Origin of the sequence: Jeotgalibacillus proteolyticus (assembly GCF_050107735.1) — a bacterium.
Classification (GTDB): Bacteria; Bacillota; Bacilli; order Bacillales; family Jeotgalibacillaceae; genus Jeotgalibacillus; species Jeotgalibacillus proteolyticus_A.
In genome coordinates, this window is the sequence record NZ_JBNILO010000006.1 from 150248 (window position 1) to 172097 (window position 21850).

General features: G+C 42.2%; 19 protein-coding genes and 2 pseudogenes. 14 read left to right on the top strand and 7 right to left on the bottom strand.

The genetic code is table 11. The features are described 5' to 3' along the window. Positions 1-12 precede the first annotated feature (12 nt). Complete coding sequence (locus tag ACQCT8_RS11150) at positions 13-1017, top strand: ABC transporter permease (protein WP_426871113.1); 1005 nt, start codon at positions 13-15, stop codon at positions 1015-1017. A 29-nt stretch (positions 1018-1046) separates the two neighbouring features. Beyond that, positions 1047-1943 carry an ABC transporter permease gene (locus ACQCT8_RS11155; protein WP_426871115.1) on the top strand — a complete coding sequence of 299 codons (897 nt, stop codon included), beginning with the start codon at positions 1047-1049 and terminating at the stop codon, positions 1941-1943. A gap of 185 nt (positions 1944-2128) precedes the next feature. Here the strand turns inward: ACQCT8_RS11155 and ACQCT8_RS11160 are convergent. Next, positions 2129-3283, bottom strand: a pseudogene (locus tag ACQCT8_RS11160) (transposase); the annotation flags it as partial. Between the two features lie 450 nt (positions 3284-3733). On the opposite strand from ACQCT8_RS11160, the gene ACQCT8_RS11165 reads away from it, so the two are divergent. Then, positions 3734-4660: a M23 family metallopeptidase gene (locus ACQCT8_RS11165; protein ID WP_426871117.1), complete on the top strand. Its 927-nt coding sequence runs from the start codon at positions 3734-3736 to the stop codon at positions 4658-4660. Between the two features lie 540 nt (positions 4661-5200). On the opposite strand, the pseudogene ACQCT8_RS11170 reads toward ACQCT8_RS11165, so the two are convergent. The 4 genes and pseudogenes from ACQCT8_RS11170 to ACQCT8_RS11185 form a co-directional block, all read right to left on the bottom strand. After that, positions 5201-5494: pseudogene (locus tag ACQCT8_RS11170) on the bottom strand (transposase); the annotation flags it as partial. A 109-nt stretch (positions 5495-5603) separates the two neighbouring features. Further along, positions 5604-6017, bottom strand: coding sequence for a large conductance mechanosensitive channel protein MscL (gene mscL / locus ACQCT8_RS11175; protein ID WP_426871119.1), 414 nt, complete (start codon positions 6015-6017; stop codon positions 5604-5606). 29 nt (positions 6018-6046) lie between these two features. Then, on the bottom strand, positions 6047-6847 hold the full coding sequence (locus ACQCT8_RS11180; protein WP_426871121.1) for an alpha/beta fold hydrolase: 801 nt from the start codon (positions 6845-6847) through the stop codon (positions 6047-6049). Between the two features lie 142 nt (positions 6848-6989). Continuing rightward, entirely contained in the window at positions 6990-7328 is a 339-nt protein-coding gene (locus tag ACQCT8_RS11185; protein ID WP_426871123.1) for a CHY zinc finger protein, read from the bottom strand. Positions 7329-7474: 146 nt separating this feature from the next. On the opposite strand from ACQCT8_RS11185, the gene ACQCT8_RS11190 reads away from it, so the two are divergent. Further along, complete coding sequence (locus tag ACQCT8_RS11190) at positions 7475-9226, top strand: LytS/YhcK type 5TM receptor domain-containing protein (RefSeq protein ID WP_426871125.1); 1752 nt, start codon at positions 7475-7477, stop codon at positions 9224-9226. Between the two features lie 2 nt (positions 9227-9228). Next, positions 9229-9954, top strand: coding sequence for a LytR/AlgR family response regulator transcription factor (locus ACQCT8_RS11195; protein ID WP_426871127.1), 726 nt, complete (start codon positions 9229-9231; stop codon positions 9952-9954). A gap of 61 nt (positions 9955-10015) precedes the next feature. Here the strand turns inward: ACQCT8_RS11195 and ACQCT8_RS11200 are convergent, their stop codons facing one another. After that, positions 10016-10753 carry a hypothetical protein gene (locus tag ACQCT8_RS11200; protein WP_426871129.1) on the bottom strand — a complete coding sequence of 246 codons (738 nt, stop codon included), beginning with the start codon at positions 10751-10753 and terminating at the stop codon, positions 10016-10018. 93 nt (positions 10754-10846) lie between these two features. Here ACQCT8_RS11200 and ACQCT8_RS11205 point away from each other — a divergent pair, with 93 nt between their 5' ends. The 4 genes from ACQCT8_RS11205 (at position 10847) to ACQCT8_RS11220 (ending at position 14717) form a co-directional block, all read left to right on the top strand. Continuing rightward, the gene (locus tag ACQCT8_RS11205; RefSeq protein WP_426871130.1) at positions 10847-10978 is read left to right on the top strand and encodes a hypothetical protein; all 132 of its coding nucleotides are present in this window, start codon (positions 10847-10849) and stop codon (positions 10976-10978) included. A 35-nt stretch (positions 10979-11013) separates the two neighbouring features. Next, positions 11014-12471 (top strand): carbon starvation CstA family protein, encoded by a 1458-nt coding sequence (locus ACQCT8_RS11210; protein ID WP_426871132.1) that lies wholly within the window; start codon positions 11014-11016, stop codon positions 12469-12471. A 172-nt stretch (positions 12472-12643) separates the two neighbouring features. After that, positions 12644-13201, top strand: a complete 558-nt coding sequence (locus ACQCT8_RS11215) for a methyltransferase family protein (RefSeq protein ID WP_426871134.1) — start codon at positions 12644-12646, stop codon at positions 13199-13201. 19 nt (positions 13202-13220) lie between these two features. After that, on the top strand, positions 13221-14717 hold the full coding sequence (locus ACQCT8_RS11220) for a phytoene desaturase family protein (RefSeq protein ID WP_426871136.1): 1497 nt from the start codon (positions 13221-13223) through the stop codon (positions 14715-14717). Between the two features lie 41 nt (positions 14718-14758). On the opposite strand, the gene ACQCT8_RS11225 is transcribed toward ACQCT8_RS11220, so the two are convergent. Continuing rightward, positions 14759-16288 carry a glycine betaine uptake BCCT transporter gene (locus ACQCT8_RS11225; RefSeq protein WP_426871138.1) on the bottom strand — a complete coding sequence of 510 codons (1530 nt, stop codon included), beginning with the start codon at positions 16286-16288 and terminating at the stop codon, positions 14759-14761. Between the two features lie 392 nt (positions 16289-16680). Here ACQCT8_RS11225 and rsgA point away from each other — a divergent pair, with 392 nt between their 5' ends. The 5 genes from rsgA to ACQCT8_RS11250 all read left to right on the top strand — a co-directional run bounded on the left by rsgA (position 16681) and on the right by ACQCT8_RS11250 (position 21716). After that, positions 16681-17757: a ribosome small subunit-dependent GTPase A gene (rsgA, locus tag ACQCT8_RS11230; protein ID WP_426871140.1), complete on the top strand. Its 1077-nt coding sequence runs from the start codon at positions 16681-16683 to the stop codon at positions 17755-17757. 139 nt (positions 17758-17896) lie between these two features. Beyond that, complete coding sequence (locus ACQCT8_RS11235; protein ID WP_426871142.1) at positions 17897-18199, top strand: hypothetical protein; 303 nt, start codon at positions 17897-17899, stop codon at positions 18197-18199. A 294-nt stretch (positions 18200-18493) separates the two neighbouring features. Further along, positions 18494-19411 (top strand): DoxX-like family protein, encoded by a 918-nt coding sequence (locus ACQCT8_RS11240; protein ID WP_426871143.1) that lies wholly within the window; start codon positions 18494-18496, stop codon positions 19409-19411. Beyond that, positions 19408-20049, top strand: coding sequence for a DUF4166 domain-containing protein (locus tag ACQCT8_RS11245; protein ID WP_426871145.1), 642 nt, complete (start codon positions 19408-19410; stop codon positions 20047-20049). Before ACQCT8_RS11240 ends, ACQCT8_RS11245 begins: the two co-directional genes overlap by 4 nt. After that, the gene (locus ACQCT8_RS11250; protein ID WP_426871147.1) at positions 20046-21716 is read left to right on the top strand and encodes a YndJ family protein; all 1671 of its coding nucleotides are present in this window, start codon (positions 20046-20048) and stop codon (positions 21714-21716) included. The genes ACQCT8_RS11245 and ACQCT8_RS11250 overlap by 4 nt, the downstream gene beginning before the upstream one ends. Positions 21717-21850 lie beyond the last annotated feature (134 nt).

The following is a 21850-nucleotide window of genomic DNA, read 5'->3' on the forward strand; positions in this document are numbered from 1 at the left end:
GGGGTGAAGAAGGTGCTCCAATATATTGTTAGAAGGCTATTGCAATTGATTCCGGTGCTTCTCGGAATGACATTTATTGTTTTTTTAATCATCCATGCTATACCAGGAGACCCGGCTATCGTGATATTGGGTCAGCAGGCAACTGAGGACGCGGTTGCTGCTTTACGGGAAACATTAGGTTTAAATAATCCATGGTACATACAGTATTTTGAATACCTGAAAAATCTGGCCACAGGGGATCTTGGAAATTCTCTGCGGACACGGACGCCTGTGAACGAGGAGATCTGGCCGTATTTAGCTGCCACATTTGAACTTTCTTTGTTTGCCATTGTGATTGCCGTGTTCGTTGGAGTAAACGCGGGAATTATTTCTGCCTGGTTTCAAAATTCCTGGTTTGATTACGCGGCCATGATTCTGGCGTTAGTTGGTGTTTCCATTCCTATTTTTTGGCTGGGACTGATGATGCAATATCAGTTTTCTCTTCAGTGGGACTGGTTTCCGACGACAGGACGGGAAAATGTTCGCGATCCAGTTAATGCCATAACGAATTTATATATTCTAGATACGATTATTCAAGGACGCTTTGATCAGACACTCGTCGTGCTGCGTCATTTGATAATGCCGGGAGTGGCGCTTGCAACGATTCCTATGGCGATCATTGCCAGGATGACCCGTTCAAGCATGCTTGAAGTGATGAAATCAGATTACATTCGGACTGCCAGGGCAAAGGGTGAAAAAATGTTCTGGGTTGTCTACAAACATTCTTTGAAAAATGCTGTGATTCCTGTATTGACTGTGATCGGTCTTCAAACAGGCCTGCTGCTTGGAGGAGCTATTTTAACAGAAACGATATTCGGTCTCCCGGGTATTGGACGGTATATTTATGAAGCGATTTCCTCCCGAGATTACCCGGTGATTCAATCAGGCATTCTTGTTGTGGCATTTATCTTTGTCATGATCAACCTGATTGTGGATATTCTGTATTCGATTATCGATCCAAGAATACGATACAGCTGAGAAGAACTGTTTAATAGAGGAGTGAGAACATGGCAGAACCGGCAAAACTTCCGGAACAAGAGTGGGAAGAACAGCAGGAAGAAACCCTTTCACCCTGGAAAGAGGGATGGAGGAAATTTAAAAGAAATAAAATTGCACTGGCAGGCTTAAGTATCGTCTCGTTTTTTATTATTCTTGCTATTACATCTCCCTGGATTGCACCTCAGGGAATAGATGAACAAAATCTGTCAATCAGACTTCAGCCTCCATCGTCTGAATTCTGGTTTGGGACTGATGACTTTGGGCGCGATGTTTTTTCAAGAGTCATTCATGGCGCAAGGCTGTCTCTAACAGTCGGCTTTTTAGCTGTAGTAGGGTCAGCTGTGGTTGGCAGCCTGCTTGGTATTCTGGCAGGCTATTACGGGAAATGGGTGGATACGATTATTTCAAGATTATTTGATATTCTCCTTGCGTTTCCCAGTATTCTTCTTGCCATCGCCGTTGTAGCAATTTTAGGACCAAACTTGCGAAATGCATTGATCGCAATCGCCATCATAAATATTCCGAATTTCGGAAGATTGATCCGCTCCAGGGTGCTGAGCGTAAAAGAAGAAGAATATATTATGGCGGCACGGGCTGTGGGAATGAAAGATTCACGAATTCTATTCTCTCATGTGCTGCCCAATTCGATGACGCCGATCATTGTCCAGGGTTCATTAGCCGTGGCCACTGCCATTTTAGAAGCAGCCGCACTTGGCTTCCTCAGTCTTGGGGCACGGGCTCCGCAGCCGGAATGGGGAGCCATGCTCTCCGCTTCAAGAGCGCTGCTTGTACAGGCACCATGGACGCTGGTTTTTCCGGGTCTTGCTATCATGCTGGTTGTGCTCGGGTTTAATTTGCTGGGGGATGGGTTGCGGGATGCGTTTGATCCTAAGATGAAGACTTAAGTCTAGAAGAGCTGGCAAGCACAGCGCAGCTATAAGAAAAATCCACTGGATTATTCGAGTGCACTGAAAAACTAGTACTAATATTAAAAGGGTTTTCTCTTAGCCCAAAAACCCCGCGTTTAATTCCATTTTTATGGAATTAAACGCGGGGTTTCATTCGTTTTTATGAAGAAACAAGGGGTTCATCACCCGATTAACTTCATAATTCTTTTGAGATTGACGACGAATATGGTCATGGCTCCCTGTAACTCCATGCCTAATAGACCTCCGGTATGTGCTACATCATACCCGTGTCCATGTTTGATCTCACTATTTTTTGCCTCTATTTTGTAGCGTTCTTTTGCCTTCGCTTTGAAAAATTCAGTTTCCTGGAAAGCAATTTGATGCGCATGGGCTGGTGACTTTAATGTTACTGAGTAGGTTTTGCTTTTCGCTCCTTCTGTGTAACACCCCTCTCTAAGAGGGCAACCTTTACAGATCTCAACATCAAAGTAATAAGTATGTTTCTGATTTTTCTTTTGATTCTTTTTGCCGGTTCTAGCTATTCTAATTGCCATATGTCCTTGAGGACATACGTACATACCTGCATCTTTATTAAAAGCAAATTCGTCTTCTTTTTTACGTGATCCATAGGTAACCATTGGATTTAATTTTGAAACGAGCCGGATTTTATTCATTTCACTATAAGTGATATTTTCTTTTTCAGAATAAGCCGCGTCACCAATTACCGTAGTCACTTTCATGCCCGCAGATTTACTCTTTTCAATTAATGTCTGAAGTTGTTTCCCATCATTTTTTTCACCAGTGGTAATAACAGCTGCGGTGATAATTCTCTCTTCACTCATCGCTAAGTGTGTTTTGTATCCAAAAAATGAAGTATCAGCTGTTTTGTGACCTATTTTTGCATCCGGGTCTGCAGATTGTTGAAGGTGTTCAAGGTCATCTAAGATGACTTCATTTAAGAAATTTAGCTGTTCTTTTACTTTGGGATGGGCTTGTAAGTTCTCCTGATTTTCAATTACTTTAACGAGCTCTTGTGAATAGGCAATTTCATCTTCAAGATTGTCGGTCTGAGGTTTGGTTGGAAAGATTTGTTTCATTGTTTCATCGATTTGATAAACGGCTTTTCGAAGATTCTTAGATCGATTTCTTAATGTTTCAGTGGGTGAAAGTTGATTATATCGAGATTTCGTGTGAGTGGCATCCACAATGATTGCGCTGGACTTGATGATTTCTTTTTCAATTGCGATTTCCACTGTTTGATTGTTCAATAGGTCAAGGATGTCCATATTCTTTAGTCTCAGCTTACGAAACTTTGTGAGTGAACTTGGATCTATGACAGGGTGATGACGCTCTGTTTCTTAAGCGTCATCTTTCATGTATAGACTTTTTCAGTGCCCTCCCTTTTGGTGGAGACGGTTTATTAAGTTATTAACTTTCTAAATATATGTGGCAACTAACCATCATTTGGTTAGGGACTATAGGCATACATCGATCAAAAAAATTAATATTGTAATAATGTGATATAAAGGAATTGTAATGTGATAAATGGCTCAGCATTAACTTGTTCAACCGCTTTAGATTAGGCTATGTATGCAGTAATAGTTTAAATTTAGAATAAAAGTAATTTCAATAAAAATGTAAAAATAGAATTATTTTCATATTTTAGGTTATTATTATAACAATATAATCATATAAAAAAGTTGAAACAAATTAATTATGTAAAAAAATTGTAATGTAAGGCTATAATTAATTGGGCCCAAATAATAGAGTGAAAATAGGAGGAAATAATGAAAAAAGTCATGAAATATTTGCTTGTACTAGTTATGGCATTTGGGGTATTTAATTTTGTGGGGGAAAATAATAAGGCTTCAGCTGCAACTTTCAACTGGCCATCCGAAGGGACAATTACTGCGGGCTATAAAGATCCAGATTATCTTAGTCAATTTGGCAGAGTGCATTACGGTATTGATATTGCTAAATCTGGTACAGTAAATATATCTGCATCTGCTGCAGGTGTAGTTACCCGTAGCTACTATAGTTCTTCGTACGGTCATACAGTTTTCATTAAGCATAATATAGGTGGGCAGACATATGAAACGGTTTATGCCCATTTGAGATCTGCTAGTTCCTTAGATGTTGGAGACTCAGTTAGCCAAGGACAATTTATCGGGTATATGGGTAGCACTGGACTATCTACCGGTCAGCATTTGCATTTTGAACTACATAAAGGTCTTTGGAATAGTTCAAAATCAAATTCAGTAGATCCTTTAGATTATCTTGGAGAAACATTAGGGGGTACACCACCTGCGGGGGATCCTGCAAATAATCCTAGCAACGGTTCTTATGCATATGTAAAAGTTGATTATGTAGAAGGATATGGTGTTAATCTATATAATAATGATGGAGAATATGCTGGAAAAGCTAACCATGGAGTTGTATTTTCAGTATATGGAGAAAAACCAGGTTATTATAGTGTAGGGGCTGGAAAGTGGTTGCCGAAAGAGTATGCAATCTATAAACCTTTTAAAGTTCATTCAGCTTACCCAGAAGGATGGGGAGTGAATGTATATAAAGCACCTGATGGTGCACACTATATGGGCAAGCTTGAGTATAGAGACTATGATGCTAAAGAATATAGAGATGGATATTTTAAATTAGATGATGACACGTGGGTAAGAAGTAAATCTGTGATTGTAACCAAACCTAAATACTAATAGACTTATTGAATGTGGTAGCTCCTAGCTTTTGTTAGGAGCTTTTTTTATTGATAACGAAATTCTTCATAGGACTACTTATAAAATCAGAAATAAAATTAATGTTAGTATTGCAAATAGATTAGTACGTTTTCACCTTTGCTGGGGTATAATGGAATTGACCGATAAAATTCATGTTCTATTTTAACGATAAAATCAAAGTTCAGAAGGGGAGGGAAATTAATTGTTGGATTTTTTTGCAATTATCGCAGAGCTTTTTATGCCAATATTATGTATTATTTTTTGTTTGAATTTAGTTGCAATTATAAAAAAATCAGTTGCAAATCAGAGTACAATAAATAATACATTTTGGCTGATTGTATCATTTATGTTTATTATGTGGAGTGTTTCTGTTTTCGCCCCGTTGTATTAATGATTTTTATGAAGCATGCGTATAAATAAAGCCCCCTCACTTAGAAGCAGGGCACTAAAAAAACTAGTGCTAATATTAAAAGGGTTTTCTCCTAGCCCAAAAACCCCTCCTTTAATTCCATTTTCAGGGTCTTCAGGGTTCATATCCAGAAAAAACTTAAAAGACATATCTGTTTCTGATTGCTCAACAACGTCAATATCTGAAAGATCATACATAATTTTAAGAAACAAGTACTTAAACATTCGAATAGGATCGATCGCGTTACGACCATGATGCACATTATAATTTTTCTCGAGTTCATCATAAACAAATGAGATATCGACCAGTTCTTTTATCTTTCTCAAGGTGTGGTCAGCAGGAATGATTAAATCATAAAGCGCAGAGTATGGACTTAAGTTTAAGGACTGTTGTCTGAAAATCATGCATTCACCCGCTTTCAATTCAATTACGAACATTATAAACAAAAAAGAAAGATGACGCTCTGTTTCTTAAGCGTCATCTTTCTTGTATAGACTTTTTCAGTGCCCTCAATTATTCCAGTGGATTTTGTTTTGAGTCGGGTTCTTGTTCTTTTTTTAATAGATCCCGGATTTCCCGCAGCAGCTCGGTTTGAGGATCGGGAACAGGAACAGGCTTTTCTGCTTCTTTCTTGCTTTTAAATCGGTTAAGAAGTTTTATAAATAGGAAGATGGCAAATGCAATAATAATAAAATCGATGACAGCCTGAATAAATAAACCATATGTAACAACAGCATCACCGACTGGAAAGGATAGATTTTCAAAGGATATGCCGCCAAGCAAGATGCCCATAATCGGGGTAATGATATTGTCCACGAGTGCTGTAACGATTTTACCGAACGCCGCGCCAATGACTACGGCAATGGCAAGATCCATCACATTGCCTCTCATAGCAAACTTTTTAAATTCCTTCAGCAATATACTCACCTCCTAAAAATAAAACCATCTGAACCCAATCAGATGGTTTTAGATGTACTGATTAATGATTCAATTCCTTTGATATAGGCAATGGTTTTTTCATTATAGGTCTGAGGCTGATCAATATTGCAGACATGACCTGCTTTTTGAATCGTGATAAGACCCAGCGTTGAATCGCGGCGCACGAGTTCTTCTACAGGGGCACGGAATAAATAATCTTCTTCCCCCATGATAAACATTGTCGGCAGGCCGTTGGTTTCCATCTGCAGCCGGTCAAGGTAAGGATTGATCACTTTTGTAAGTGAAAACCAGCGGATAAATTCTTTTTGGCACATTTTTTTAGCCGAATTCACAAAGGCAAGCCGTGATTCCTCGTGTGAACGGTTAGGCATGATAATCCAGGCGAATAGTTTGTATAAAAGCATATAAGGGACGAACTGTTTAGTTGTGCGTCCGATCCACAGCAAAAGCTTTGTGCGGATGTCCAGTTTGATTATTGCTCCGCTGAGTACTAATGAACTTACATACTCCGGATGATGAGTAGATAATGTCTGAACCACAATCGTTCCGAGTGAAACGCCGACGAAATGTGATTTTTTTATAGAAAGATGGTCAAGAACATCCACCACTTCTTTAGAAACTTCTATAAAACTGTCGCCTTTTTTCCAGCGCCCGCGTTCAGACTGTCCGTGACCTCTTAAATCTACGACCAGCACGTTAAAATGCTTTCTGAATTCTTTAATTTGCTTAAACCAGATGCTGGAACTTCCTCCGGCACCATGGATAAATGTTACCCAGGGAAGGACCGGATCGGATGTATATGAACGGTAATGTAACATTTGGATTAACTCCTTTTATAGTGATCCTATTAATCTAACCATGAATAATAGGGAGATTACAAGATACAACTTTAACTTGAATGAAAGTTCATAGAAACGACAAAAAAGCTACAGTGTGACTGAGATCTATCTTTTATCGTGTTCAGCGGTGCCGAGTTTCAAAATAATAAGAAGCATGCAAGCTGCAGCCCGGATTAAATGAGGATGAACAGGCTGGACAAATAGATTGGCAGTTAAGATATTCATTTATGGTTAACTCGGTTCCGCAGGCTCCGCATAAAATAGCCTCTTCGTTAAATAAAGCTGCAGGCCACACGGAGTGGTTTCCGCATCCATGTGAATCATGACAGCTTTTACAAGGATAATAGGTATTGCAGCAATAAAATTTAATCGCAATAATATCTTTTTGTGTATGGTAATGGATACAGCGAGTTTGCTGATCGAGGACATCGCCTGAAATCTTTTTCCCATGGCTGTACATTGTAAAATACCCTCTTTCATAATTCTGTAATCTTCATCGTAACATATTCAGCCAAACCGGGTTTGCATCTATCCTTTTTTTAGTGTAGAAATCTTCTAAAGTGATGGTATGATGGCGTTATCAGGAAAGAGAAAAGAGGAAGTGAAATGCTGGTTTTAGCAATGATTGAACGCCTTGGGATCATCGTAACTGTGGCGTTTATTTTAACGAGACTGCCATTTTTCAGAAGGCTGTTTGATCCCCAGTCGAGTATTAATACGGGACAGCGGCTTTTGCTCGTGGTGATTTTCGGCTGCTTCGGCATAATTGGAACATACACAGGAATCATTATAAACCCGGTCGAAGACTCGATGGACCGGTGGACCAGGGTGCTCAATGAGGACGAGGCAATTGCGAACTCGAGGGTGCTTGGCGTGGTTGTGGCGGGCCTTCTTGGGGGATGGAAGATTGGGGCAGGAGCGGGTATAGTCGCAGGTGTGCACAGGATTTTCCTTGGGGGTTTTACCGGCGTCGCCTGTGGAATTGCGACCATTGCGGCAGGATTTATCGCCGGAATGATTTCAGCGAAGCAGAAGAAAAACAGAATTGTAACCCCGCAGATCGCTTTTCTGGTAGGTGGTTTTGCAGAAGCCATTCAAATGCTGATCATCTTAGGAGTTGCTCGGCCATTTGATAGAGCCCTTGCACTTGTTCAGGATATTGGCATTCCTATGATTGTAGCCAACGCAATTGGAACCGCTCTCTTCGTTTTAATCATAAGAAGTGTGATCCAGGAGGAAGAACGAATGGGAGCCGTTCAATCACAAAAGGCTCTCCGCATTGCCAATCTCACGCTTACACATATGAGGAAAGGGCTGACCCCTGTTTCAGCAGCAGAAGTTTCTTCCATCTTATATCAGGAAATTCCTTCACTGGCAGTCGCCATCACTGACCGTAAGCATATTCTCTCACATATCGGGGAGGGGGCCGGCCATCATCAAAGCGGTCATGAAATTCGTACCGATGCCACCAAATATGTAATCGCAACCGGTAAAGGTCTAACGGTGGGACGGGATGCGATAGGCTGCAATGAAAAAAGCTGTAATCTGCAGGCTGCTGTAATAGCTCCTTTAAATCGTCAGGACCAGACGATTGGAACGTTGAAAGTATATTTTTCATCTCAGCGAATGATTTCACCTATTATGCTGGAGCTGATCTCAGGATTATCGACACTTCTTAGTCATCAGCTTGAAATTTCAGAGGTTGAAAAGCACCGGGCATTGGCAAAGGAAGCCGAGATCAAGGCGTTGCAGGCGCAGGTTAGTCCGCACTTTCTATTTAATGCGCTGAATACAATTGTTTCTTTGATCCGTACGAATCCGGACAAAGCAAGAAAGCTTCTAATCGCGTTGTCTTCTTTCTTTAGGCAGAATCTGGCTGGTGCAACGAAAAATTATTCGACACTCAGGGAGGAAGTTGATCATGTCAAAGCCTACCTTGCCATTGAAGAAGCAAGGTTTTGCGATCGGCTGACAGTTTACTATGAAATAGAAGAGGAAACCATGGGCTGCAAAGTTCCTTCCATGACGCTGCAGCCGCTTGTGGAAAATGCTATTAAGCATGGCTTAAAGCATAAATCCTCCGATGGGAAGCTGATTCTGTCGAGTACCAGGGTTTCCGATCAGATCACCATTAACGTAAGTGACAATGGGACGGGGATTGAAAAAGACCGGCTTGAAACTCTTTTAACAGCTCCTGTTAAATCAGTGCACGGAACCGGAATTGGACTTCATAATGTTCATACCCGCCTGGTCAAAATGATTGGGGAAGAATCAGGTCTTCATGTAAGATCAGCTAAAGAAGAAGGAACGGCTGTTACATTTAGAATAAAGGTGAACGAAGAGATGGGGGAGGCATGAATATGGAGCTGCGGACAATCGTAATTGACGACGAACCGCTCAGCCGGCAGGAATTAGTGCATTTATTAAGCGAACATTCCGAGCTGAATATCATTGGGGAAGCCAGTTCAGCTGAAAAAGGACTGGCGCTGATCGTGCAGAAAGAACCAGATGCTGTGTTTCTAGATATTGAAATGACAGGAATGAGTGGAATTGAATTGGCAGAAACCCTGCAAAAGCTGAAGAATCCTCCGTTTGTCATCTTTGCAACTGCTTACCCTGACTACGCAGTTAAAGCGTTTCGTTTAGACGCAGTGGACTATCTTTTAAAACCTTTTGACGACATTCAGGTAGCTCAAACGGTAAAACGCCTTCTACAGAAAAAGCAGCTTGCCGCTGCTCCTGCAAGTAAAGCAGCTTCCGGTAAACTGGCGGTGCAGGGAGAAGACCGGATTTACTATTTAGAACCGGAAAAGATTCTTTATATTTACCGGGAGGGCCGGGATACATTTATTGTGACGGAAAAAGAGAAGCTTGCCTCTAAAACAACCTTAAAGGAGCTCGAGCAAAAATTAACCGGATACACATTTTTCAGAGTGCATAAAGGATATCTGGTGAACATCAGCAAAGTGGAAGAACTGGTTTCCTGGAGTACAAGTATGTACCAGCTGAAGCTTAAAAACAGTGATGATCACGTACCGGTAAGCCGTAATTATGTGAAAGAACTGAGGGAAAGACTTGAGCTTTAGATTAAACGGCGGGCTCAACATCTTTGAAGTATAAAACGAGGAAGGCTGAAACTACTGGGTCTCATTCTTCCTCTTCTATTATTTTATTAAGATCTTGTACAGTTTCTACAGATGCCGTGTCTTGAGCTTCAAGCAGAAGGGTAAACAAAATACGGTCATTTTGAATAAACTCGACCCGCTCTGGAAAAGGTAATTCAAGAAATTTTTTTGGATGCTGCATGATCTTTTTCTCAAATTCTTCCGCGTAAATATCCAGCGAAATCCTTGTATGATGCAGATTGTTTTCTTTCGAAAATGTGATTAAGGAAAGAAGCTTTTTTAGTTCAACTTCATCGTTCACTTCTTTTTGGCTGTTAATAACCTGAACAAAAGGAACAAGCTGATCTTGTTCGTTAGACAATGCATAGAGCAGATCCTGCTGCTCGGAGGTAATCACTTCCTCCTCCATAAGACTCTCTCTTACTGAAAACTGAAATTGAACAACGGCATTCGCACCATATATTGCTGCAATTTCTGATTGAACAAGGTTTTCTGCATCCCTGTTCCACTTTTCAGCCAGATAATTTTCTGTGAACGCTTCTTTGCCCGGAACCTTTTCCAGCGTGAAATGAAGCTCTTCTTCTCCAGCCGGTGCGATCTTTGCTTGAATAATTGCCTGTCCTCCTAATTGTGCAGTGTGCTCCTTTATCTCAAGCACATGAAACGGTCTTTGATACTTTTCAAGCAGACTGACTTTAATTGCAACTGCCTCATTTTGCAGTTTTTCTTCACCTTGTATGTTCCCAGTACAGGCGCTCAAGACTGCTATAGTCAGTGATAGCAGCAGCGCAACCATTTTTTTTATTTTGTTCAGCCTCCCCCCATGACGTTGTTGACATAACAAGTATTTTTCATGATTATACCAATTAACAGCCACCTTGTAGAAGCTGAAGACGAAATTTTAATCGCCAATATGAACATCTTAATCGCCAATTTCGTCATGTTGGGCAATGACACGTCCAAAAAAGGAAGAAAGCAAGTATGATGTAAGCGGATACACTATTATGAGGAGGAAAATAAATGGTTACCTTTCTCGCATCAATCGTCATACTTATTATAGGTTATTTTACGTACGGCAAGTTTGTGGAAAGAGTTTTTGGAGTGAAAAATGAACGTCTCACACCTGCTTATTCTCATGCAGACGGCGTTGATTATGTTCCAATGGATACAAAACGAAATTCCATGATTCAGCTTTTAAATATAGCAGGAGTAGGTCCGATTTTCGGTCCAATCATGGGAGCTCTTTACGGACCTGTTGCTTTTATCTGGATTGTGTTCGGCTGTATTTTTGCCGGAGCAGTCCACGATTATCTGACCGGAATGATCTCCATACGCAACCGGGGAGCTCACTTGCCGGAGCTTGCAGGAAAGTTTTTAGGAAAAGCGTTTAAGCATGTTGTCAATGCGTTTTCGATTTTGTTATTGCTTCTGGTCGGAACGGTTTTTGTTACGGCACCTGCAGCGTTAATTGCTGATATAACACCTGCATGGATTTCAATGGGTGTCATTATTACTGCCATTTTTATTTACTATATTGCGGCTACCATGCTGCCAGTCGACAAAATTATTGGACGTCTATACCCGATTTTCGGGGCGCTGCTGCTAATCAGTGCAATCGGAGTAGGGGGAGCGCTTGTTGTCCAGGGACATCCGATCCCAGAGATTACGCTTCAAAACATGCATCCGGGTGGATTGGCTATATTCCCGTTATTATTCCTGACTATTTCATGCGGAGCCCTTTCCGGATTTCATGCTACTCAATCACCAATTATTTCAAGAACGACGCAAAAAGAAAATCAGGGACGCAAGATTTTTTATGGGATGATGATTTTAGAAGGAATTATTGCGATGATCTGGGCAGCTGCAGGAATGGCGCTTTTCAGCGGTGAAAACCTTAATGAAATTCTGGCTGCCGGTGGACCTGCTGCCATTGTAAGAGAAGTTTCCATCACCACACTTGGTGCTATTGGAGGAACACTTGCTATTATCGGTGTCATCGTCCTGCCGATTACGTCAGGGGACACGGCTTTCAGAAGCGCGAGAATGATCATTGCCGACTATATCAAGGTAGGGCAAAAGAAAATGATGAGCAGAATCTGGATTGCTCTTCCTCTCTTTGTATTATCAATCGCTCTCACTCAAATCGACTTTAACATTCTATGGAGATATTTCTCCTGGGCAAATCAGTCAACAGCGATGATCGCCCTATGGGTCGGCGCTATGTATCTGGCTCTTCAGCGGAAAAACTACTGGATTGCAGTGTTGCCGGCAATGTTTATCACTATGGCAACCTTTACCTATATTTTAAATGCGGAAATTGGATTGAGACTTCCGATTAAAGTAGCCTATGGCGGAGCTGCTTTGATTACCATTGCGTCTGCTGCCGCGTTCTTTATAACAGTGCGTGCGAGACTGGCAGCGAGTGATTCAGGCCTTCATCCGATCGTGGTGGATGATGACTTAAATAAAACAGCTTAAAAGAATCAATGAAACCTTCCGGCTGCGGGAGGTTTCTTCTTGTCTAAAAGAGGCAATAGTAAGGAAGACTGCCATTGGAATCATTTAGATGACAACAGCCGATTATGGATTGTTTTGTTTCAGAATGTTCTATATATTTAAGAGAGAATCAAAGAAGGATGTGATGCAGTTTATGACCATCCTTGATGGGCTTTTTATCCTGATAAGCGTCATCTGGGTAAGTGAGTTTATCCTATTCCGAAACAGAGGGACAGGAAAGGGTGACCCGCTGGAAACACGCAGTTTCCTGTATATTTTCACCTCATTATTTATCACTATCGCAGCAGCACTGTTTCTTCAGGAATTCAGGGAAGAAGACAGCTTAGTGCTTCCTATGAAAACACTGGGATTCCTTCTTTTTTTAATGGGGGTGATCCTGAGATTCTGGGGCATCACACATTTAAAATCCCAGTTTACAAGACATGTGACTGTTCGAGAGGGAGACGGGATTGTCAGCAGCGGACCATACAGGAGGCTCAGACATCCTTTATACACAGGGCTTCTGTTTATTGCTGTAGGAATGGCGCTGTATTTTACCAGTTTGATTGCAGCTGTAGCTGGAGGGCTATTAACAGGCTTCATGCTGCTGAAACGAATCCGGTATGAAGAGAAGCTGCTTATCGAAAAGTTTGGACCAGAGTATGAAAAATGGATGAGCCGCAGGGCTCGATTACTTCCATTTATATTTTGAAAAGAGTAGGGGTGGAATGATGGAAAAGAAAAAAGCATTAGTCATTGGTGCAGGATTAGCAGGCATGTCTGCGGCGATCCGTCTTCATGCGGACGGATACGAGGTGCAGGTGCTTGAGAAAAACAGCAATGTAGGAGGCAAGCTTAACCAGCGCAAGGGAAAGGGATTCACCTTTGATACAGGACCTTCCATTCTGACCATGCCCTGGGTGCTGGAACAGCTTTTTTCAAGCGTCCACCGCAGGGTAGAGGATTACATACCAATTGAGAGAATCGAGCCGCAATGGCGGACATTTTTTGAAGATGGCGTTCAGCTAGACGTAACGAGCGATCTTCCAAATCTGATCAGTGAAATGAAGAAAGTGGAAAACGGCTCTGCCAAAAGCATGACGGAATTAATTAACTATGCCGAAAATATGTACGAGCTGTGTATGAAGAGCTTTTATAAATACAGCCTGGCAGACCTGAAAGATTTAAAAAAGCATCATACTTTAAAAGATTTACTTGCTATGGACCCGATGAGCACAGTGGCAGAGGGAACAAAAAAGCGATTGAACAATCCTCATCTTGAGCAGCTTTTTAATTTCTTTGTCATGTATGTAGGCTCGAATCCTTATCAGGCACCCGCGATTTTAAATCAATTGATTTATGTGCAGCTTGGACTTGGCATTCATTACGTGACAGGCGGAATGTACAATATTGCGGTTGGAATGAAAAGACTGATGGACGAACTGCGGGTGGATGTGAAGGTAAACGCACCGGTGGATCATTTAGTGCTTGACGGAAAGGCTGTTACAGGAGCTGTGACAGAGGATGGCACTTATTACAAAGCAGATGTTGTCGTTTCAAATCTGGAAGCAATACCGGCCTACCGCAACCTTGTGCCAAAAAATCAGGCGAAAAAGGAAGCGAAGAAATTAAATAAGACCTTTATGCCAAGTGTGTCAGGTCTTGTTCTTCTTCTCGGTGTGGACCGCAAATTTGAAAATCTTAAGCATCACAATTTCTTTTTCTCAGAAAATCCGGAAAAAGAATTCCATGATATTTTTGAAAAAGGAATACCATCGGATGATCCTACTGTTTATATCGGCATCTCTGCACGCTCTGACGATACGCAGGCGCCTCCCGGCAAAGACAATCTCTTTGTCTTAACTCATGTGCCGCCTTTAAAAGAAGGAGACCACGGACGATTCGACTGGGACCAGTACAGAGAAATTGTGTTAGATAAACTGGAACGCATGGGCATGACAGGACTTCGTGAATCCATTGAGTTTGAATACCGCTTTACACCGGAGGATCTCGAGGAACTTTACGGACCTAACGGCGGCTCGATTTATGGAGTAGCTTCAGACCGCAAGAAGAACAGCGGATTTAAAATTCCTGCTAAAAGCGAACTATACGAAAATCTTTATTTTGTCGGAGGCTCCACTCATCCGGGCGGAGGCGTACCGATGGTTACATTATCAGGTCAGCTGACAGCAGATCTCATCCGTCAAAATCAGCCAGTGGAAGTATAAAAAAACGCCGGTCTTTTTCCTTGGAAAAAGCCGGCGTTTTTTTATTTATTTTTAACTTTAGGTCTTGGGACTTCTTTTCTTAATAATTTGAATAAGGTGTACACCATCAGGATCAGAATCACGGTAAATGGCAGGGCGGAAATAAGTGACGCCGTTTGCAAGCCTTCCAGTCCGCTTGCGATCAGAAGGACGGCTGCGATTGCCCCCATCAGCACACCCCAGATGATTCTGACAGACAACGGAGGATTGAGACTTCCGTCTGTAGTCATGCTGCTGATAATATACGTGGCAGAATCAGCTGATGTAACCAGGAAGGTTAAGATCAATAGAATAGATAATGTAGATAAAATAAAGCTTAAAGGAAGTTCATCAAATGTCACAAACAATGCACTCGTGACATCATTGTTCACAGCTTGTGCAATTGATGTTCCGCCAAACAAGTCAAAGTGCAGTGCGGTTCCTCCAAATACAGCGATCCAGAGTAAGGCGATAGCGGGCGGAATGATCAGCACCCCTACCACAAATTCCCGAATGGTTCTTCCTCTTGATACCCGTGCAACGAATGCTCCGACAAATGGAGACCATGCGATAGCCCATGCCCAATAGAAAATGGTCCAGTCATTTACCCATTCTCCACCCTGGTAAGGCTGAAGACGAAGGCTGTATCGAATGAAATTTTGTAAATAGTCACCCAATCCAAGAGTGAAGGTTTCGAGGATAAAAACGGTTGGGCCAAAAATAAATACAAACAGCATCAGCAAAAGCGCTGTCCCTAAATTAATATTGCTCAGCCATTTAATTCCCTTATCAATGCCAGTAGCAGTAGAAGCCAAAAACAGGGCAGTTAAAATGACAATGATAATGACCTGAACCGTGGCGTTATTTGGCAATCCGAACACATTATTTAACCCTCCATTAATCTGGAGAATTCCAAGGCCAAGTGAGGTGGCTACACCCATAATGGTAGCGATCACAGCCAGAATATCGATCGTCTGGTTCAATGGTTTTTTATGCCGACCCTCTTTTATCATAGGGGATAAGCTTGTTGAAATCAGGCCATTTTGATTTTTGCGAAATTGAAAATAGGCAATAATCAGACCTACAACTGCGAAAACAGACCATTGGCTGAGTCCCCAATGAAAGAAGGAATATCCCATCGCTAAGCGGGCACCCTCCTGTGTTAATGGTTCTGTGTCAGCATAAGGAGTGGTAAAGAAGTGGCTCATCGGTTCGGCTACTCCCCAAAAGACCAGTCCGACACCAAACCCTGCAGAAAAAAGCATGCCGATCCATGTGAAAAATGAATACTCCGGCCGTTCGTCATCCCTGCCAAGACGCACTCTTCCATATCGGCTTAACGCTAAAAATAATAAGAAAAGAACAAAGAAGAAGACTGCCAGCAAATAAAGCCAGCCAAAGGATTGCGTAGTAAATGCGAAGATTTGATTGGCTCCAGCCTCAAAAAGCGATGGGGCTGCAGCACCAAATAAAACTAAAACGGCGATAACTGCTGCTGAAACGATGAAAACTAAATTAAATGATTGACCTTTACCCTCTGAATTTTTTTTCATGTTTACTCCTTCCAAAAATTTTTGTGTATAAGAGATAAAATGCTTCTATATACCCTTCCCTAACAACCCGTGCATTAAACAGTAAAGGTTTCTTCTACCTATTTCAAGAGGACTTTAAGGATTTGCAGTTGAATTATCGGAATAAATGGAAAAATAGTTTGCATTAAAGAAGGCCTTTTCGTATAATGAAAAAAACAAATGGAAAGGGTGAAGTGCTATGAGAAAACAACTTAACTTGTTCATTGCAATCTCGTGTACACAACCCGTCCGGCTTAAAGTCGGTCCATTTTAGGACAGCTCCTGCTAATTATTAAAGCTGAAGTCCACGGGATTGTGTACGCGACCGTACATGTGTCCGTGTTTTTTTATGCTTAAAATTAGGAGGAAAAAAATTGAATCTTACTCAAAATGAATCTCTAGTACGAATAGGCTGGAATAAAGAATGGCAGGAAAAGGCTAATTCACACCCAGCACTTGTTCCAGGAAGAATTGTAGTGGAACATAAGCGGCTTTACAGAATAGAAACGCCAAACGGACTGCTGCTTGGGGAAGTGTCCGGTAAATTTCGTCATACTGCGGGCGAAAGAGAAGATTATCCGGCTGTCGGAGACTGGGTGATGCTGACTCCTTTTCAAGGGGAAGAAAAAGCCATTATCCATGCCATCCTTCCAAGGGTCTCCAAGTTTTCACGAAAAGTGGCGGGAGAGACAAGTGGAGAACAAATTGTTGCGGTTAATATAGATGTGGTTTTTCTGGTCATGGCGCTGAATCAGGATTTTAACCTGAGAAGACTGGAACGGTACTTGCTTTCTACTTGGGAAAGTGGTGCGAACCCTGTGGTGGTCTTATCAAAATCTGATCTCTGTGAAGAAGAGGAAATAAAGGATAAAGTGCAGCAGGCAGAAACAGCTGCATTAGGAGTGCCGATTATTGCTTGCAGCACGATCAATGGGCACGGCGTATCCCGGCTGCTGGAGCATATTAATGAAGGCACGACTGTGGCAGTTATGGGTTCATCAGGAGTCGGCAAGTCCTCTATTATTAACTACCTTATGCAGGAAGACAGAATGGCCACGCACGAAATTCGCGAAGGCGATGACCGAGGGAAGCATACCACCACCCACCGTGAATTGCTTGCACTTCCATCAGGTGGAGTCATGATCGATACACCGGGAATGAGAGAGCTGCAGCTTTGGGAATCTGAAGGCGGGCTTGAGCATGGCTTTCAGGATATTGAAAGGCTGTCCAGGGAATGTCAATTCAGAGACTGCCAACACGAAAACGAACCGGGCTGCGCAGTTGCTGCAGCGATTGAAGAAGGCAGCCTGAACGCAGATCGTCTGGCAAGCTACAGAAAGCTGCAAAAAGAACTGGCTTATATGGAGCGAAAATCAAACAAACGTGAGCAGCTCATTGAAAAGAAAAAATGGAAAAAGATCAGTCAGTCTCAAAAGAATATGAGGAAGTAAGGATAAGGGATAATATGATCACAAAAGGCTGGGAAAATTTGTCTCAGCCTTTTGTTAGAGGGTAACTAAAACTGGCCCATATTACGCAATTACCCTTGGTCCATCTTATTTTCACATTAAGTAAATAGGCGGTGAGATCTTGAATAATGAAGGATATACTTATTTTATGCCCACCGGAATAAAAATCGATTACACCAATGTTGATCTCTCAAAAAAACAAGTTACAGCAATAATTTCTTACTATAATGAAGTTCAAATAACTTTAATTACTGATTTGACTCTAAACCAGGTAAACAAAAACGGGTCTTTTGAGAAGATATTTGCAGTATTACCTGATAGAGACGAAGAATCCTATCTTGAAGAAGTCAATGCTTGGGCAAAAATATTCATCGAAAATAAAATCACTAACCCTAAGAAGTATTTCGATTCATTAATGCAATAACCTCTTTTATCTCAGCTTCTGTCTTCAAGCCCATTATAAAATGTTATTTGCTAGAGAACTACCAAAAGAATAGGTTCATTGCAGCGGAGGCTGGGGGCTCCTGCGTGATGCAGCGGGAAGGGTGAGACCAAGCCGATGCGAAAGCATCAAAGGGGCTCACCTCCCGCCACGCGGAAAGCCTCCGTGTGAAGCGGAAATGAACCGGTCCCTGTATAATCCGAAACTTCTAAAAAACACCTCACCCCCCCCTTCTTTTGATATACTTTTAAAGGAAGAACTGGAAAGGGTGGTCGAATGCCAAAGCAAAAACAGATTCACGTAGAACGGATGATTCAGGCTCCCATGGAAAAGCTGTGGAAGTATACACAGCAGCCTGATCTGCATCAAAGATGGGACTTAAGATTCAGCTCCATTACCTATCTGCCAAAAGAACATACTCTTGCGAAACAGCATTTTACATATCGAACGAATATAGGATTTGGATTTCGAATCGAAGGAACAGGCGTCAGTCAGGGAGAAAAGGAAAATGAACGGGGAGAACGTATTTCCTCTCTATCTTTTGGAAGCGAACAAACCATTTCCCTCATTAAAGAAGGAGCAGGCTACTGGAAATATACACCTGTCGATAAGGGAATTAAATTCGAAACCCTGTATCAATATAAGGTGCGGTTTGGACGTGCAGGCGAATGGTTCGATTCCGTGATCTTTAAACCAATGATTGGGTGGGCAACTGCATGGAGCTTTGACTGCCTTGCAAAATGGCTTGAAAACGACATCCGACCTGAAGACAGCGTAAGAAGATCCCTCCTTCACGCTGTTTTATGTCTTTTGATGGCACTCATTTGGATCTACCAGGGGCTGGTCCCCAAGCTACTGTTTCCTGAAACAGGGGAAGTAGCGCTTCTCCAGAATTCTTCATGGCTGAGCCCTATTGCAGAGCCGATGATCACGCTCGCCGGAACAATTCAGATTCTGATTGGCCTGGCTTTTTTACTGCCTTGGAAAAAGGACTGGCTGTTTTTCGGAGCAGCAGCTGCCATGATTCCACTGGGCTTAAGTGCCATTGTGCTGGATCCTTCAACCGCGGTTGCCCCGTTTAATCCGATTGCATTAAATCTAGCTGTGGCCGGTCTCGGAGTTGCAGGAGGATTAAATGCTAAAAACCTGGTGCTTGCACGGAATTGCAGGAGAGTCAGGGGGAAGAAAACGTGAAATCCATTTATGAAACGGTGCTGGGAGAAGAGTTTAACCGGCTGCATCCTATGCTGCAAAAAAAGTTTGGTGTTCATAGTCAGTCATCCTACGCAGTAAGAGGAAAAGGAGAGATGGAGGTGATTCAGGGGGGAAGCCGTCTGATTCGTCTGCTGTCCTGGATAGGTGTACCTATTAAACTCTCCTTTCCGGAAAGGGGAGCATGCGTCCCATTCACTATTTTCAATGAAGCATATAAAAATGCATACGGATTGGAATGTGTAAGCTGGAAACGAAACTTTTTCTTTCCGGTAGCTGTGCGTTCGTTTGATGCTGTAATGAAAGAAGGGGAATCGGCTTTTTTGATTCAGGATGATTTTGGGAAGGGAGGATTTCTGACAGCCGCTTTGTCTTTTCAGGTTACAAAAGAAGGCGGTTTATTAATCCGTTCCGAAAATACATCGCTTCAAATTGGCGGTAAAACAATACTGCTTCCAAAACAATTGGGCATTAAAGCCTCTGTCCTGGAAGAATACGATGTGGATAAGGAGATGATCCGCATCCACGTACACCTCTATCAGCCTTGGTTTGGAACCGTATTAATGTATAAAGGGAATGTTCAAACGGACTTTCCAGAAAAAGAAAGAGGATCAAGATGAAAATAAGGGCAATTAGCGGATATACTGTTTGGTTGGCTTGTACATATTTTTTTTCATTAGGAATGATTGATTCAGCACTTATTTTTTCTATCGCCTTTTTAACTCCCTTGCTGCTTAAAATGGTTGTGGGAAGAAAAACGGAGAGAGATGAGTTCAGTAAACGTTTGATATTCAAAGCGATTCACTGGCACTGGATATTTGCAGCGGCCGGTGTTTTGGCGATTCTTCTGCCTGATGGAGGATGGGGAGTGCTTGCCGCTGCTGGATGGTTCTTGTTTACTATTGTCATCGCACTGATTGGCCTGCTCCGTTTTATGGAGAGAGGAATGAAGGGCTGGGAGGAAATCACGATTCACTTTGGTTTTATATATATGGGGGTAGGGGGAGCCTGGCTTGTGCTCTCGAGAATGGATGGCTCCTTTTTTCTGCCTTATTCTGAAATCATTATTGATTTAACCGCGATTCATTTTCATTACGCTGCCTTTTGCGTGCTGATTCTGACCGGCATCTTTGGAAGATGGATGAAACATCATTCGTACTCTTTATCCAGTCGTTTTCCTTATTTGGCAGCAGGATTAATTTTGGGACCGGTTATGGTAGCAGTGGGGCTGGATGCCGGACCGCCGCTTGAGCCTGTGCTGGTGGCTGTATATGTCGTATTTTTAACCTGGCTTTCAGCTGAATGGTTTGCTGCGTCATTCAAAATGATTGGCTGGAAAAAAGCAGGCATCCTGATTTCTTCACTTGTTCTGCCACTTACCATGATGCTTTCGGTTGTATACAGCATTGGCTTAATGATGGACTCTCCTCTTGTAGGAATAGCTGAAATGATCCCGTGGCATGGAGGTGTCAATGCGTTTGTTTTTTCCTTCGCTGCAGTAGTCACATGGTCTGCTTTTCATTTGCCTGAAATAAATCCCCCGCTTCGTTTTCCGGTAAGCTCGATCCGGGCAGAGGGAATGGGAACACGCAAGGAAGAATGGTTTTCACGTGAAAATAGAGCAGGTTTGATCAAGAACTGGAATGACTACGCACGTCCAGGATTTGAGCCGGGTGGAATTGAGGAATCAATCAGAAATTTTTATCTCAACACCGAACAATACGACATGACGGCGGATTTAAGATGGCATGGCATGTTTCGTTCGCTAAGCAGCGTGGCACGAATATGGACCAAAAGATTCGGTCAGCTGAACCTGCCGCCTTCAAGCCGTTTTACTATGACCGGCAGCATAAAAAAGGTTACTGCTCGCGATGGCAGACCTTATGGAGCAACGGCCTGGCTGCGCGATCATGGAAGCACAGGTGAACCTATTTTTACTGCGCTTTACTCCAGCCATTCCTATAAAGGCGCTGTGTATATGAATATTGCGCTGCCGCTTCCATTTGGCGCCATGACAGCTATTCTCTTGCCGGAGCGGGATAAAAATAAAGGATTGATTCTTACCAGCGAACGAACGAGAGAAAATGAACATGTGCAGCAGGGGGTTTATTTATCGGTCGGCTCTTTCACATTCCGCACGCCTTTTACAGAGTTTTTTCATGTTCAAGGGAAGGAACTGACAGCTGTGCATAAAATGAAATTCCTGGGCTTGAATCTGCTCACTATAACATATGAGCTTCCTATAAGAAGTGAGGTACAAACAGCAGATGCCGGATCCGGGCAGTGAGCAATCCCATGATCCGGCTATGGTTAGTAATTTAGTTTTAATATAATAATTGAATACTTATAGGGACCAAAACAGCCGCTGGAATTTTTATAGAGAAAAATGAAACAAATGCTTGCAATCGCTTTCAAACTATT

Bases quoted from the DNA above. Each gene is read 5' to 3' on its own strand.
- ACQCT8_RS11155 (WP_426871115.1), top strand. From the start codon at position 1,047: ATGGCAGAACCGGCAAAACTTCCGGAACAAGAGTGGGAAGAACAGCAG.
- ACQCT8_RS11165 (WP_426871117.1), top strand. From the start codon at position 3,734: ATGAAAAAAGTCATGAAATATTTGCTTGTACTAGTTATGGCATTTGGG.
- ACQCT8_RS11180 (WP_426871121.1), bottom strand. From the start codon at position 6,847: ATGTTACATTACCGTTCATATACATCCGATCCGGTCCTTCCCTGGGTA.
- ACQCT8_RS11185 (WP_426871123.1), bottom strand. From the start codon at position 7,328: ATGTACAGCCATGGGAAAAAGATTTCAGGCGATGTCCTCGATCAGCAA.
- ACQCT8_RS11190 (WP_426871125.1), top strand. From the start codon at position 7,475: ATGCTGGTTTTAGCAATGATTGAACGCCTTGGGATCATCGTAACTGTG.
- ACQCT8_RS11195 (WP_426871127.1), top strand. From the start codon at position 9,229: ATGGAGCTGCGGACAATCGTAATTGACGACGAACCGCTCAGCCGGCAG.
- ACQCT8_RS11205 (WP_426871130.1), top strand. From the start codon at position 10,847: ATGATTATACCAATTAACAGCCACCTTGTAGAAGCTGAAGACGAAATT.
- ACQCT8_RS11210 (WP_426871132.1), top strand. From the start codon at position 11,014: ATGGTTACCTTTCTCGCATCAATCGTCATACTTATTATAGGTTATTTT.
- ACQCT8_RS11215 (WP_426871134.1), top strand. From the start codon at position 12,644: ATGACCATCCTTGATGGGCTTTTTATCCTGATAAGCGTCATCTGGGTA.
- ACQCT8_RS11220 (WP_426871136.1), top strand. From the start codon at position 13,221: ATGGAAAAGAAAAAAGCATTAGTCATTGGTGCAGGATTAGCAGGCATG.
- ACQCT8_RS11225 (WP_426871138.1), bottom strand. From the start codon at position 16,288: ATGAAAAAAAATTCAGAGGGTAAAGGTCAATCATTTAATTTAGTTTTC.
- ACQCT8_RS11240 (WP_426871143.1), top strand. From the start codon at position 18,494: ATGCCAAAGCAAAAACAGATTCACGTAGAACGGATGATTCAGGCTCCC.
- ACQCT8_RS11250 (WP_426871147.1), top strand. From the start codon at position 20,046: ATGAAAATAAGGGCAATTAGCGGATATACTGTTTGGTTGGCTTGTACA.